Below are 13,051 nucleotides of genomic sequence, written 5' to 3'. Positions count from 1 at the left end.
GCACTACGGCGAACCGATGTCACGGAGAATGGATACTACAACAGCAAGATGCCACCGTAAATCAAAATTACAGAGAAGCGATGTTACAACAAACCGAAATCACCGCAAACCGGCATTGCGACGAATCGACATCACGACGAACCGATTTCACTGCAAACCGACATTACGACGAATCGACACTATGACGAACTGATATCAGAACAAACCGACATCACCGCGAATCGATATCCCGATGCCTCGCTCGCCGTTAACGGATTCCCGCTTCCGCCGCTTGCTTCTTCGCGCTCTCCAGCGCGCGAACCCCGAGCGCCAGCGCGCCTTTCAAGCCGGACTCCGTGCCGAGTCCCGGCTCGACGATGTAATCGTCCAGCCCGGCGCCCAGTTCGGGCGCGGCGACGTAGCCGTTCAGCAGCTTCGCGACGCCGCTTCGGATCAGCGGCAGCAGATGCTTCTGCTGCATCACGCCGCCGCCCAATATCACTTTGCGCGGCGAAAGCAGCAAGATCGCCGTCGCCACCGATTGGGCGAGGTAATGCGCTTCGATCTCCCAGGCGGGATGATCCGGCGCAAGTTCATGGGCTTTGACGCCCCAGCGATCTTCGATCGCCGGTCCCGAAGCCATGCCTTCCAGGCAGTCGCCGTGATACGGGCAGCGCCCCGCAAATCCGTCGCCGGGATGTCGGCGAACCGGCATATGTCCGCCTTCGGGATGCAGCAGCCCGTGCAGCAAGCGTCCTCCGGCATACACGCCGATGCCTACTCCCGTGCCGATCGTGTAGTATACGCAGTCGTCCAATCCGGCCGCAGCGCCCCAGATCGCTTCGCCGTACGCGGCGGCGTTCACGTCGGTATCCCAGCCGTACGGCACGTCGAACCGTCGGCGCAGCGCGCCCAGAAAATCGAAGCCGCTCCAACCCGGCTTCGGCGTCGTGGTCACGAACCCGTACGTTTCGCTGCCGGGACGCAGATCGATCGGCCCGAACGAACCGACGCCGATCGCCTGTACGTTGCGGTCCGCGAAATAATCCGCGGCCCGGCGCAGTGTCGTTTCCGGCGCTCCGGTCGGAAAACTGATCCGGTCGACGATCGTTCCGTCGGCATATCCGATCCCGCATACGAACTTCGTGCCGCCCGCTTCGATCGCGCCGATTGTCGGCGTACGACCTCCTTTTCCTAAATCAGTTCTCGACAAATCATCCTGCATGGTCTAGGCCTCCTCCGAAGACTTCGGCTTCGCGGAAGCGGCTGCAATCCCCCCGCTTTCCGCCGAACCCACAGCCCCGCACGGCTCGATCCGCCAGATCCGCACCGAAGCGAACGTCAGGCTTTCATCGGCGGCGAATACCGACAGCCGATCCGCTTCGCTGTCCGGGAAGATCAGGTCCGTGATCGCAAGACCGCCGTTTTCGAATACTTCGACCGACGAACGGTCGACGAAAATCCGCAGCCGCGTATCGAGCAACGCTTGTCCGGCTTCCCCCTCTTCTCTCCTATCGTCCACACCGATCTTTTCGCGCACTGTCGCCGTTTTTTCCGCCCCGGCGCTTCTTCCGCTTGTTTTCGCAAGACCCGTTGTCGCGTCGCCGTATCCTCCAGCCCCATCAGCCGGATCAGCCGTACCGGACGCAACCGTTTCCGCCTCGATCTCCACCGCATGCCGCCCCGCGAAATGATCGTGGAATCCGCTATCCCCGGACTCGCTGCGGTCGAGATACAACTCGCCGCTATCCGCGTCGAAACCGACCGACGTGCCGCAGCGCTCCCCTTCGCGCAGCCGGAATCCGAACGATTGTCCTCCCGCCGCTTGCGCCTCCAGTTCGAAACTTTCCAGCCGCAGCGGCTTCAGCGCTTCGCGCACTTCGCCGAGTGTCGCGTTTTCCAATTCCAATACCGGCACCCGCGCCGCTTGGATCTCCCGAGCCGGCCGCTGCTTCAGCGTATCGACGCCCCGCACCGTTTCCAGCGTCAGTTCTCTCGGCAGCGTCATCGCGCCGCGCCAACCGTCGGTCGGCGTCAGGATCGCGTAGCGCCAATTGTTCATCCAGCCGATATATAGACGTCTGCCGTCCTCCGCCGGAATATCCGACCAGCTCACGCCCGCATAGTTGTCGCGTCCGTGGTCGAGCCAACGCACCTCGTTCGAAGCCTCGTCCGGCACGAACGTCTCCCCGTCGAAGCCGCCGACGAAATACTGCGTCCGCGAGCCTTCCGGGTCTTTACCGCCGTCGCCGATACTGACCAGCAGCACCCAGCGGGTACGGCCCGGATTTCCGTCCGTCGCCATCTCGAACAGATCCGGGCATTCCCAGACGCCTTCGTGCGAACCGATCCCTTCGCCGAAATCGCTGCCGTGCCTCCAACTTTTCAGATCCAGCGAATGGTAAAAAGAAACGGTCTGCCCGCACGCCAGCACCATGATCCATCGACCGCTTGTTTCATGCCAAAACACTTTGGGATCGCGGAAATCCGGCCAGCCTTCGCGAGCCAGCACCGGGTTGCCCGCGTATTTCGTCCAGGTCCGCCCGCGATCGGCGCTGTAAGCGAGGCTTTGCGTTTGCGTTACCGGAATGCCCGGCGCTTCGAGATGATGCGTAAAGATTGCGACCAACCCCGGGCCGTCCGGGAAAAAGCCGGTCGTATTATGCCAATCCACCACCGCGCTGCCGGAAAAGATAGTGCCTTGCCCGTCCGGTTCTAGCGCGATCGGCAGTTCTTCCCAGTCGATCAGATTGCGGCTAACGGCGTGTCCCCAGTGCATCGGTCCCCACGTATCGCCGAACGGATGATGCTGGAAAAATAAATGGTACTCCCCGTCGAAAAACACCATGCCGTTCGGATCGTTCATCCAATTTTGCTGCGGCGAAAAATGATAAGCGCCCCGGTAATCGGGCTTCGCGGTTTGTATCGTCATCTTTTGTATGGTCATCTATGGTCTGCCTCCCGTGTTTCGTTTTGTCGTGCCCGGCCGCCGGTCAAGATTGCGAGACGCTACGGTCGTAGCCGTCCTGCCGGATTTTGAGCCATTCCTGCAAGCCCAGCCGATCCAGTTCTTTCAGATAATCGTTCCACTCGCTGTCGGCTTTGCCGTTCTGGTACCATTCCGTGCGTTTGCGCAGCATGTACGGGAACAGGTCGGCTTCGATCGTGGACAGACGGTCCAGTTCGTCGATGCTGAAAAAGACGTTCGGATACGTGTTCTCGGCGGTCATATGCGGCACGAGCACTTTTTCCATCAGATCCATACGCCATTTGGCGTCGTCCGGCATCGTCGTGTAGGTGCCAAAATAATCGTCGAGTATCGCCAGCGGGCCGCCGATACTCGTTTTTTGGCGAATTTCGACCGGAGCGGAACCTTCCAGCGGCAGATGCTTGAGCATTTGCTTGCTTTCGTCGAACTCGAAAATGTTTTGCTGCTTGTCGTCGCCGTACGTGCCCCAGTTATCTTGAACCGATTGCAGCGGATCGTACAACGCATCCACCCATTTGGCCGTCGTTTCGAGCTGTTGGTTGGTGCTGGTCACGACCATCGAGCCGCGGAAAAAGCCCATGCCGTTATTGCGCGTCACGTTCACTTCCCCGTCCGGTCCGGCCACGGGCGGCATGAGATCGTATTTATCGTTCATGCCCGTGATATTGGCTTTGTCCCAGGTGAAATACAGCCCGTACCGATCGTCTTTGCCTTTGGCCACGTACGTATTCCAATCTTGCTGGAACGATTCGATATCGATCAGCCCGTTGTCGTACAGGTCGTACACGTAATTGACCGCGTCTTTGTAGCCCGGCTCCGTGCCGGTAAAGATCACTTTGCCGTCATCGCTCACGACCAGATGGTCCGGATTTTCGCCCAGGCCGAATGCCGCGAACAAGAACGTGAGGTTTTCGCCGCCCGGTTTGTCGATAAACGACAACGGGATCTCGTCGGCTTCGCCGTTGCCGTTCGGGTCCTGCGTTTTGAACGCGATCAGCGTTTGCTTGAGTTCGTCGGTCGTCGTCGGCATCTCAAGGCCCAGCTTGTCCAGCCATTCGACGTTGATCCACGGCATATCGTCGACCGACTGGATACGTTCTTTGCCCGAGCCCAGCTCCTCGATCCACGGGAACGCATAGATATGACCGTCCGGCGCGGTAATCATGGCCCGGTATTCGGGGTGTTCGTCGAGCACTTTTTTCAAATTGGGCATCTGCGCGTCGATCAGGTCTTCCAGCGGCACGATCGCCCCGTCTTTCGCCAGCTTCAGCAGATCGTAATCGCTGTATTCCGCGGCGAACACGGCATCCGGCAGATCGCCGCTCGCCATGGCCAGATTGCGTTTTTCCGCGAACACGTCGCTGGTGTAGCTGGTCCAGTCGATATGTACGCCGGTCTTTTCTTCGAGCCGCTTCACGATGAGCTTTTCGTTCGGATCGGCCGGAGCGAGCGGCGAACTGGACGTCAGTATGCGCAGGATCGGTTTGCCGTCGGCCGTCTGCTGCGGTTCGGACGAACCGCCTCCGCAAGCGGTCACGACGAGCACGGTCGACAAAGCGGATACGGCGAGCGCTTTTTTCCAGCGGGGCAAGCGAAGTTTTTTCATAACCAAATTCCTCCTGTCGGATAAAGGATGCGCACGGTCGTTATTTCAGCGAACCGACCATGACGCCTTTTTCGAAATACTTTTGGAAAAACGGATACATCACGATCAGCGGCAAACTGGAAATCACGATCGACGAGTATTTGATCATTTCCGACAGCCGTTTGAGTTCCGCCATCGCTTGCTGATCGCCGATCATGCCGGGCGCTGCCTGATTTTGGATCAGGATCGAACGCAGCACGAGTTGAAGCGGGAACAACTTGGAGTTTTCGAGATAGATCATGGCGTCGAAGTACGAATTCCATTGCCCGACGAACGCGTACAGCGCCAGCACGAACATGATCGGCTTGGACAACGGAATCACGATACGCATAAAGATTTTGAATTCCGACGCCCCGTCGACGTTCGCGGCTTCTTTGAGTTCTTTGGGAATCCCTTTGAAAAAAGTCCGGGCCAAAATGATATTCCACACGTTGACCGCTCCCGGAATGATCAGCGCCCACGGCGTGTCGAGCATGCCGAGCTGGCGGATCAGCAGGTAGGTCGGAATCAATCCGCCGCCGAAAAACATCGTGATGATAAACAGCGTCATGACTAGTTTGCGTCCGGCCAGCGTATCGTCGGCGAGCGCGTACCCCGCGCAGACGGACACCAGTACGGTAAAGATCGCGAACGCCCCGGCGTACAGCAGCGAGTTGAAAAAGCCCCGGATCATCGCGTCGTTGCCCAGTATTTTCCGGTACCCTTCCAGGCTCCAATCCGACGGGCTGAACGATAACCCCCGGTTGAGCAGCACGGTCGGGTCCATAAACGAAGCGACGATGATATACACGAACGGGACCACGACGACCAGCACGGCCAACGTCAGGAACAATCCGTTCAATACCAGCAGGAAACGGTCGAACGGCGTATTTTTGACAGTCATCGGTAACACTCCTTTCCGCTTCTTTTAATAAAGCCCCTGATTGTCGTTGAGCTTTTTGACCACGAAATTCACGGTAAGCAGCAAAATGACGTTGATGACCGAGTTGAACAATCCCACCGCAGCGGAGTACGAATAATCGCCCGATTGCAGACCGACTTTGTACACGTACGTCGCGATGATTTCCGAAGACGGAAGGTTCATCGACGTTTGCAGCAAGTACGCTTTTTCGAAACCGATCGACATGATGCCGCCCGCCGCCAAAATGAACACGATCGCCATGATCGGCTTGATCGTCGGCAGGTCGATATGCCAGATCCGCCTCATCAGGCTCGCCCCGTCGAGACTGGCCGCGTTGTGCAGCTCGGGATCGACGCCCGCGAGCGCCGCCACGTAGATGATCGAAGCCCAGCCCGCCGTCGCCCAGATGTCCGATAAGATGTAGACCCAGCGGAAGTATGCGGGATCGGTCATGAACATCAGCGGCCGGCCCGAAATCCAGGTGACGATCGCGTTGATCGGCCCGGTCGGCGACAAGAAAATGAACAGCATACCCGCGATCACGACGACCGATACGAAATTGGGCGCGTAGAGGAACAGTTGGATATTCTTTTTCGCTCCGGCTTTGCGCACCTGATTGAGCATCAGCGCAAGCAAGATCGGAATCGGAAACCCGAACAGCAGCCCGTAAAAGCTCAATTTAAGCGTATTCATGAAAATGACTTCGAAATTGGGCGAGAGCAAAAACTTTTCGAAATACTTGAAGCCCGCCCATTCGCTGTTCAGGATTCCCCGGATCGGGCTGAACTCTTTGAACGCGATGATCGCGCCGTACATAGGGACGTACTTGAATACCAGGGTCAATAAAAGCGCCGGCGCAAGCAGCAGATACAAAAAGCCGTTTTTTTTGAACGTTCCCAGCCCGCGGCTCGCCGTGTGTTTGTGTTTGAGGAGTCGGCCGCTTTTTCCCGTGTCCGCCGAATTTTGCATTCCCCTTCCTCCGTTTCCCGATAAATGAAATAATAAATCCGCGTCATGGGTAAGGGCTTACATTTTCACATTTGACCTATTCCGCGTTTACAATTTAACAGAGAACAGATTCATATGTCAACTAATTTTGTCAAAATAAATTTTACATTTGTTTAGTTTATGCAACCAATTAACTTTTGTATTACTTTACAAATGTAAAAACGAGATTGCTATTTGCTTCCGCTTGCGATACATTTTAAGAGTGTGATGTAAGCCTTATCTTCGCGCCGCTTTTCGGCCGAACAGGTCTACACTCAACCGAACCGAAAAAGGTGGACCGCATCCTATGGCCAAAGAAAAAGTAACGATTCAACAGATCGCGGACGCGCTCGGCATTTCCCGCAATACCGCTTCCAAAGCGTTGAACGATACGGAAGGCATTCCCGAGGAAACGCGCGCCCGCGTCATCAAAAAAGCGATCGAGCTGAAATACAAACAATTCGCCTATCTGGAAACCGACGGCCTGCTCCCCAAAAAAACGGGCAATATCGCGCTGCTGACGACCAATATGCCGAACACGTCGCATTTCGGTTCCCAGTTGATCAGCGGGCTCGAACGGCGGATCAGCACGGAAGGCTATAATCTCTCGATCCATATCGTGCGCGACGACGAACGGGGCGAACAGGCGCTTCCGGTCAATTTCGACGCTGCGGGCGTGGACGGCATCGTCTGCATCGAGCTATTCGATCCCGCTTACAGCCGCTTGCTGACGGAACTCGGCATCCCGGTCATTTTTATCGACTGCGCGGCCGACGCGTTCTATCCGGATTTCGGCGCCGATATTTTATTGATGGAAAACGAACACAGCACCTACGCGATGACGCGCGACCTGCTCGCCGACGGCTTGAACGAAATCGGATTCGTAGGCGACTATAACCATTGCAAAAGTTTCCGCGAACGCTGGATCGGTTGCGGGCGCGCGTTGACCGACGCCGGTCTGAGCCTTTCGCGCGAACAATCCGTTCTCGACGAAGACCGCTTTTTTATTTTCGAGACCGATTGGATGGAGCGCAGACTGGGCAGTATCGAACGCTTGCCGCAAGCGTTCGTGTGCGCCAACGACTTTATCGCCGTCCGCCTGATGCGGGCGCTCAAAAATATCGGGCTGTCGATTCCCGGCGATATCCGCGTCTGCGGCTTCGACGACTCGTCCGAATCGCGCATCGTGGAGCCGCATCTGACGACGGTGCATATTTACAGCAGCGATATGGGCGTCAAAGCCGGAGACATGCTGTTGTCGCGAATCCGCAATCCGCGGCAGCCGTATCAGGTGACGCATGTGTACACGAAGCCGATCGCGCGCGAATCGACGCAGGGCGGCCGGATGGGGCGTCAGGCTTAAGCAATCTTTTTACGAAAAAGGAGCGTATCTTCATGATTAAAAACGAAAAAATCAAAGCCGCCGAAGTCGATGTGACCGGCGTGAACGGCGAAGTGCTCGGCGTCATGCCGACAAGCGAGGCGCTGAAACTGGCAAAAGAACTGGGCGTGGACCTCGTTTGCACCTCACTCTACTCGAGCCCGCCTCCCTGCACGCTGATTTCTTCCGGCAAAGCCAAAGAAGCGAAGCAGCAGGAGAAAAAAGCGGCACGCCCGGCGAAGATCAAAGAAATCCGGCTGACTGCGAATATCGAAGAGCATGACTACGACACGAAAAAGAACCAGGCGCAGCGCATTCTCGATGGCGGCGACTCCGTTCAATTCGTGGTCAAGGTGTCCGGCAAAGAAGGCGCCAAAGGCAAGGAATTGCTGGAGGAACTGCTGCGGGATCTGAAAGCAAGCGGCACGAAAAAAACGGGGATTCAAGTCAGCGGCAAACAGGTGACGGTGCAGGTCGATCCGGCGTGAAGCGAAGCAGATCGGAGCGTTAAGCAGAGCGGGATCGAAGCCTCAGACAGAGCGGGCCGAGGCGGGGTGCGAAGCGGAATGTCGCGGTGAAGTCAATGAAGCGTGATAAGAAGCGAGTTCTCCGAAAAAGACATCTGATTGGGCTGCTTGGAAGCATAAAAGTATGCCGGAGAGATAGCGTTAGAGATAGCGTTAAATCCGCAACTATACGTGAACGCTTCAAGACAAATAAATAAGTGCAAATATGCAATTATTTCGTATCATTTCGCTTCATTTTTCGAATTAAGTGCTCAAATGCAATTATTCCGACGGAAAACGGATTATTTGGCGTATTGAGAGCGAATTAAGTGCATATCCGCACTTATTGGATCGAAAAGCGGAAATCCGAGCAAATTAAGTGCTTATACGCAACTAAATGCAGACACGCATCGAACCGCGCGACTCGTCGCTCGATACTCGGCACTCGGTACTCGGCACTCGGTACTCGGTACTCGGTACTCGATACTCGATACTCGGCACTCGGCACTCGGTACTCGGTAAGACTCCAGACACAATCACGTACTCCGCAAACCAAGCATGCAGCTCTCGACGCAATGGCGTACTGCTTATTATGTACGTTCATTACTTTTTGCTTATGGTTTGCGTTTATCCTTTGTGGCTTATCTTTTATCGCTTATGGCTTGTGTTTGACTTTTTGCCCGAATCCGGAAATTACATGCTCGGCTATTCCCCGTTTTCGATTTTTGACAGAAGGACGTGATTCCTATGACAGATCATCTATATTCCGTGCTGGACGACGAGTTGTATGCGCTGCTCGACGGTACGCACCTGCGCGACAAAACGCAGATCGCCATGACGCTGCACACCGTCGACGAAGCCGGCTATCCGCATCAGGCGATGGTCAGCGCGGGCGAAGTGATCGCGGAATCCCGCGACAAGCTGCGCATCGCGCTGTGGCTCGGCACGAATACAAGCGGCAATCTGCTCCGCGACGGCAAAGCGCTGCTCGGCGTCGTATACGGCGGCGTCTCCTACACCGTGCGGCTGCAAGCCGAAGCGTTGCCCGAGCTTGAACACGCCAAGCATCCCCGCGCCCGATTTGTCGCGCAAGTGCTCGAAACCCGTGCCGATACCGCCAAATACGCGACGATCACGAGCGGAATTTCGATTGAATTGAACGATCCGCAGGCCGTTGTGGCCCGGTGGGAAGAAACATTGGAGGAATTGAAAAGATGAAATCGACCGATCCTAATTTGCTTGCGGACAACGCGGCTACAACGACAAACGCGGAGGACATTCATTCCCCGGACTCCGGACTTTCCGCGAACGAACTGTTCGATTTTTCCGTATTTCCGCGGCTGGACACGCCTCGCCTGATTTTGCGCGAAGCCAAAGCCGAAGACCGGGACGGGCTGTTCGCGCTGTATGCCGACGAAGAAGTCATGCGTTATCTGCCGCTCGACCCGTTCGAATCCGTCGAAGAAGCGGACGACGAAATGGGCTGGCACGCCCGCATTTTCCGCGAACAAACAGGGATTCGCTGGATGATTGAAGAACGCGACACCGGCGCTTTCGTCGGCACATGCGGTTTTCTCGGTCTCGAACGCGAGCATAACCGGATGGAGATCGGCTACGATCTGGCGCGCGAACATTGGGGCAAAGGCTTGATGCCGGAAGCGATTCGCGCCGTGCTGCACTTCGGCTTCGGCCCGCTGGCCGCCAACAAGATCGAAGCTCGCGTCGACCCGGACAACGCCGCTTCGATCCGCCTGATGGACAAGCTCGGCTTCGTCCGCGAAGGACTGCTGCGCCAGCACGAGTTCGAGAAAGGCCGCTATGTGGACCTGGCGGCGTATGCGATCTTGCGTAGCGAATACGGACGTTGAAAATTAAAAGGTTATAAAAGGATTTACTTAAGTTCCGATATTCTCATGTTACACTCCTTCGGATCAGCCAGCTTGCATTCTGTCCGAAGGAGCATCCTTTGTGAAATTTGAATTCCGTACATATGCGTGTATAGATTATTTAACCCCCTGTACGTTGCCTCTCGATTCAAGCTCCCAATCCTGCTTTTACTTACGTCGAATGAACTTTACTATGACCGATAACCATGTAAAAAACTCATCCTCGAATATGCCGAACCCAAAAATTCATTAGTCTTGACGAGCCGACAGCCGCAACCGATCCTTTGGAAGAAATGCGGATATGCCGACAATTCGCAGAATGGGCAATTGCCGGTAGGATACGTAGAAAAAGACGAGCGTATAGAGGTAATTGGAATCTATGCTTTATAATGATATCAAGAAGTGATACTACTGGAGCTAAGCAACAAACATTTTAAGACTCTACAAGCCATTTTCAAAGATCCTGTGCAATCCAATATTGAGTGGAATGACATTGAAGCGTTATTCAAAGCTCTAGGCGGACAAATTTCCGAAGGAAGAGGTTCGTGCGTCCGCGTGAAGCTAAATGATTCAAAAGCGGTTTTTCATCGGCCTCATCCGGAAAAGGAGACCGATAAAGGTGCCGTAAAGTCGGTAAGAATGTTTTTGAGAGAGGCAGGTTTTGCGCCATGATGGAGTATAAAGGATATTTGGGTCATGCGGAATTTGATAATGAGGCTCGAATCTTGCACGGCGAAATCGTTAATATTCGGGATACCGTAACCTTTCAAGCTTCTTCCGCGGATGAACTGGAAAAAGCTTTTCGTGATTCCGTGGACGATTATTTGGAGTTTTGCGAGGAAGAAGGCGAAGAGCCGAACAAACCTTTCTCCGGAAAGCTATTATTGCGATTAGCCCCTGAACAGCATCGCTCCGTAGCTACTGCCGCTCGCATTGCCGGAAAAAGTATCAATTCCTGGATTGCCGAACGCATCTCGGAAGATGCAGAAGCAGAAATTCGTAGCCGAACATTGCAGACTTAAAAAATTCAGACTTCATTTAAAAACAGGGAACGCTCGCGTAAACGAGCGTTCCCTGTTTTTCTTTTCCCGGATCTATTCCACTTTTACTGTCCGTATCCGTCCGTACCGCCTTTGTATTTCCCGTACGCTCCGTACACGATATACGCCGCGCTTAACGCGATGTAGACGTAACGCACCCAACTCAACCACGTTTCCGGCTCGGCAACGATCGAAGCCGCGACGCTGACGATGATCGCCATAGCCGCGTTTTCGGTCAGATGGTATTCCGCTCCGAAGCGAACGAAACGAAACGCGATGATTGCCGCGGAAATCAGCATCAACGCCAACATGATCCATACGAGCAAGTCGATTGTCCTCCTCCGTCTGTTGCGAATGTCTCCATTATAGTCGATCTGACGGAGACGAGCGACAAACCGGCGCGGGACGCATCGTTTTCCGGTCAAACAGCCGAAAAGTAGCAACCGCTCTTCGGTCGCCGCTTTGGGTCTTTCGCTTTGGATCGTTCGCTGTTGGTCGCTCGCTTGTTGAATGTTATTCTTTGCCCAGCCGCTTGATCAATGCCGCCAACAGCTTCGTTCTCGGCACCAGCGTGCCGATCACCAAATATTCGTCCGCGCTGTGCGCGTTGCCGCCGCGCGGACCCAGACCGTCGATCGTCGGGATGCCGAGCGCGGACGTGAGGTTGCCGTCCGAACCGGAACCGACGTGTTTGCTGCCGATCGTCTCGCCGAGTTTGGCCGCTTCTTCGATCACGATCGAAAGCAGCCGGTCCGAACCTTCGCTCGGAATCGTCGGCGGACGCGTGATGCCGCCGACCAGTTCCGCGCTCGTGCCTTCGACGTCCGGCGTCGCCGCGATCTCCCGGATCAGGCGGTCGTAATGCTGCGCCTGATCCGCCGTTTCCATCCGCAGATCAATCTTGGCGAAAGCGCCCGGCGCGATCGTATTGCCCGACGTCCCGCCTTCGATAATGCCCACGTTCACGTGCACGCCGGAAGACGCGTCCGTCAGCGCATGCAGCTTGACGATCTTGTGCGCCAGATCGGCGATGGCGCTGCGCCCTTTTTCCGGTTCCGCGCCCGAATGGGCCGCGACGCCGCGGATATGCAGATCGTATTTGCCGCCGCCGCGCCGTCCCGTGACCAGCGTGCCTTGATCGTCGCTCGGTTCCACGATCAGCGCATAACGGCTAAGACGCGCCTGTTGCTCGATCAGTTCCCGGGAATGCACCGAGCCGACTTCTTCGTCCGTGTTCAACACAAGGCGTACCCGCCGATATTCTTCGCTGCCCGTCGAGATCAAATATTTTAGCGCATATAGCGTAATCGCCTGACTCCCTTTCATATCCATAACGCCCGGACCGTACGCCCGCTGTTTGTCCCGCGAAAAAGGCCTTGCCGCTACCGTGCCTTTCGGAAAAACGGTATCCATATGCGCGACGATCAAAATATCCGCTTCTTTGCCGTACGGGTGCGTGATCAGCAGATTGTCGCCCCGTTCTTCGCGCGGCTGCACATCCACCTTAAAGCCCAGCTTCCGGTATTCGTCCGCCAGTACGCCGCCGACCCTATCCGCGCCTGCTTTATCGAAAGTCCCGCTGTCGATATTGACCAGCCGTTCGGTCAATTCCAATATTTTTTGTTCGGCCTGCGCCCAATCCCATCCGTTCGCGGCGCGTTCTGTCGATCCTTCCGTTGCCTCGATCCCCGTCTCCGGCGCTTCGCCGACTCTTCCGATCTCTCCTGCCGTCATGCC

At 55.7% G+C, this 13,051-nt stretch carries 13 protein-coding genes; 6 read left to right on the top strand and 7 right to left on the bottom strand.

Annotated features, from left to right (window positions below):
- Window positions 1-247: 247 nt before the first annotated feature.
- The 5 genes from WKI47_RS20805 to WKI47_RS20785 are packed head-to-tail and all read right to left on the bottom strand — an operon-like array spanning window position 248 to window position 6,483.
- Window positions 248-1,204, bottom strand: a complete 957-nt coding sequence (locus WKI47_RS20805; protein ID WP_340229106.1) for an ROK family protein — start codon at window positions 1,202-1,204, stop codon at window positions 248-250.
- A 3-nt stretch (window positions 1,205-1,207) separates the two neighbouring features.
- Complete coding sequence (locus tag WKI47_RS20800) at window positions 1,208-2,926, bottom strand: glycoside hydrolase family 32 protein (protein WP_340229105.1); 1,719 nt, start codon at window positions 2,924-2,926, stop codon at window positions 1,208-1,210.
- Between the two features lie 46 nt (window positions 2,927-2,972).
- Entirely contained in the window at window positions 2,973-4,574 is a 1,602-nt protein-coding gene (locus tag WKI47_RS20795) for an ABC transporter substrate-binding protein (RefSeq protein ID WP_340229104.1), read from the bottom strand.
- Between the two features lie 40 nt (window positions 4,575-4,614).
- The gene (locus tag WKI47_RS20790; protein ID WP_340229103.1) at window positions 4,615-5,496 is read right to left on the bottom strand and encodes a carbohydrate ABC transporter permease; all 882 of its coding nucleotides are present in this window, start codon (window positions 5,494-5,496) and stop codon (window positions 4,615-4,617) included.
- Window positions 5,497-5,520: 24 nt separating this feature from the next.
- On the bottom strand, window positions 5,521-6,483 hold the full coding sequence (locus WKI47_RS20785; protein WP_340229102.1) for an ABC transporter permease: 963 nt from the start codon (window positions 6,481-6,483) through the stop codon (window positions 5,521-5,523).
- Between the two features lie 325 nt (window positions 6,484-6,808).
- Here WKI47_RS20785 and WKI47_RS20780 point away from each other — a divergent pair, with 325 nt between their 5' ends.
- The 6 genes from WKI47_RS20780 (at window position 6,809) to WKI47_RS20755 (ending at window position 11,296) form a co-directional block, all read left to right on the top strand.
- The gene (locus tag WKI47_RS20780) at window positions 6,809-7,864 is read left to right on the top strand and encodes a LacI family DNA-binding transcriptional regulator (RefSeq protein WP_340229101.1); all 1,056 of its coding nucleotides are present in this window, start codon (window positions 6,809-6,811) and stop codon (window positions 7,862-7,864) included.
- A gap of 32 nt (window positions 7,865-7,896) precedes the next feature.
- Window positions 7,897-8,370 (top strand): translation initiation factor IF-3, encoded by a 474-nt coding sequence (gene infC / locus WKI47_RS20775; RefSeq protein WP_340229100.1) that lies wholly within the window; start codon window positions 7,897-7,899, stop codon window positions 8,368-8,370.
- A gap of 765 nt (window positions 8,371-9,135) precedes the next feature.
- Window positions 9,136-9,606 (top strand): pyridoxamine 5'-phosphate oxidase family protein, encoded by a 471-nt coding sequence (locus tag WKI47_RS20770; protein ID WP_340229099.1) that lies wholly within the window; start codon window positions 9,136-9,138, stop codon window positions 9,604-9,606.
- Window positions 9,603-10,256 (top strand): GNAT family protein, encoded by a 654-nt coding sequence (locus tag WKI47_RS20765; protein ID WP_340229098.1) that lies wholly within the window; start codon window positions 9,603-9,605, stop codon window positions 10,254-10,256. The genes WKI47_RS20770 and WKI47_RS20765 overlap by 4 nt, the downstream gene beginning before the upstream one ends.
- 420 nt (window positions 10,257-10,676) lie before the next feature.
- Window positions 10,677-10,946, top strand: coding sequence for a type II toxin-antitoxin system HicA family toxin (locus tag WKI47_RS20760; protein WP_340229097.1), 270 nt, complete (start codon window positions 10,677-10,679; stop codon window positions 10,944-10,946).
- 17 nt (window positions 10,947-10,963) lie between these two features.
- Window positions 10,964-11,296, top strand: a complete 333-nt coding sequence (locus WKI47_RS20755) for a type II toxin-antitoxin system HicB family antitoxin (protein WP_340229096.1) — start codon at window positions 10,964-10,966, stop codon at window positions 11,294-11,296.
- 83 nt (window positions 11,297-11,379) lie between these two features.
- On the opposite strand, the gene WKI47_RS20750 is transcribed toward WKI47_RS20755, so the two are convergent.
- Both WKI47_RS20750 and WKI47_RS20745 read right to left on the bottom strand, forming a co-directional pair.
- The gene (locus WKI47_RS20750) at window positions 11,380-11,640 is read right to left on the bottom strand and encodes a hypothetical protein (RefSeq protein ID WP_340229095.1); all 261 of its coding nucleotides are present in this window, start codon (window positions 11,638-11,640) and stop codon (window positions 11,380-11,382) included.
- A gap of 187 nt (window positions 11,641-11,827) precedes the next feature.
- Window positions 11,828-13,048 carry a M20 family metallopeptidase gene (locus WKI47_RS20745; protein ID WP_340229094.1) on the bottom strand — a complete coding sequence of 407 codons (1,221 nt, stop codon included), beginning with the start codon at window positions 13,046-13,048 and terminating at the stop codon, window positions 11,828-11,830.
- Window positions 13,049-13,051 lie beyond the last annotated feature (3 nt).

The organism is Saccharibacillus sacchari, from assembly GCF_037722395.1.
Classification (GTDB): Bacteria; Bacillota; Bacilli; order Paenibacillales; family Paenibacillaceae; genus Saccharibacillus; species Saccharibacillus sacchari_A.
Note: the sequence above shows the minus strand (reverse complement) of the source record. Positions and strands in the feature narration are given on the sequence as shown.

Bases quoted from the DNA above. Each gene is read 5' to 3' on its own strand.
- WKI47_RS20805 (WP_340229106.1), bottom strand. From the start codon at position 1,204: ATGCAGGATGATTTGTCGAGAACTGATTTAGGAAAAGGAGGTCGTACG.
- WKI47_RS20800 (WP_340229105.1), bottom strand. From the start codon at position 2,926: ATGACCATACAAAAGATGACGATACAAACCGCGAAGCCCGATTACCGG.
- WKI47_RS20795 (WP_340229104.1), bottom strand. From the start codon at position 4,574: ATGAAAAAACTTCGCTTGCCCCGCTGGAAAAAAGCGCTCGCCGTATCC.
- WKI47_RS20790 (WP_340229103.1), bottom strand. From the start codon at position 5,496: ATGACTGTCAAAAATACGCCGTTCGACCGTTTCCTGCTGGTATTGAAC.
- WKI47_RS20785 (WP_340229102.1), bottom strand. From the start codon at position 6,483: ATGCAAAATTCGGCGGACACGGGAAAAAGCGGCCGACTCCTCAAACAC.
- WKI47_RS20780 (WP_340229101.1), top strand. From the start codon at position 6,809: ATGGCCAAAGAAAAAGTAACGATTCAACAGATCGCGGACGCGCTCGGC.
- infC (WP_340229100.1), top strand. From the start codon at position 7,897: ATGATTAAAAACGAAAAAATCAAAGCCGCCGAAGTCGATGTGACCGGC.
- WKI47_RS20770 (WP_340229099.1), top strand. From the start codon at position 9,136: ATGACAGATCATCTATATTCCGTGCTGGACGACGAGTTGTATGCGCTG.
- WKI47_RS20765 (WP_340229098.1), top strand. From the start codon at position 9,603: ATGAAATCGACCGATCCTAATTTGCTTGCGGACAACGCGGCTACAACG.
- WKI47_RS20745 (WP_340229094.1), bottom strand. From the start codon at position 13,048: ATGACGGCAGGAGAGATCGGAAGAGTCGGCGAAGCGCCGGAGACGGGG.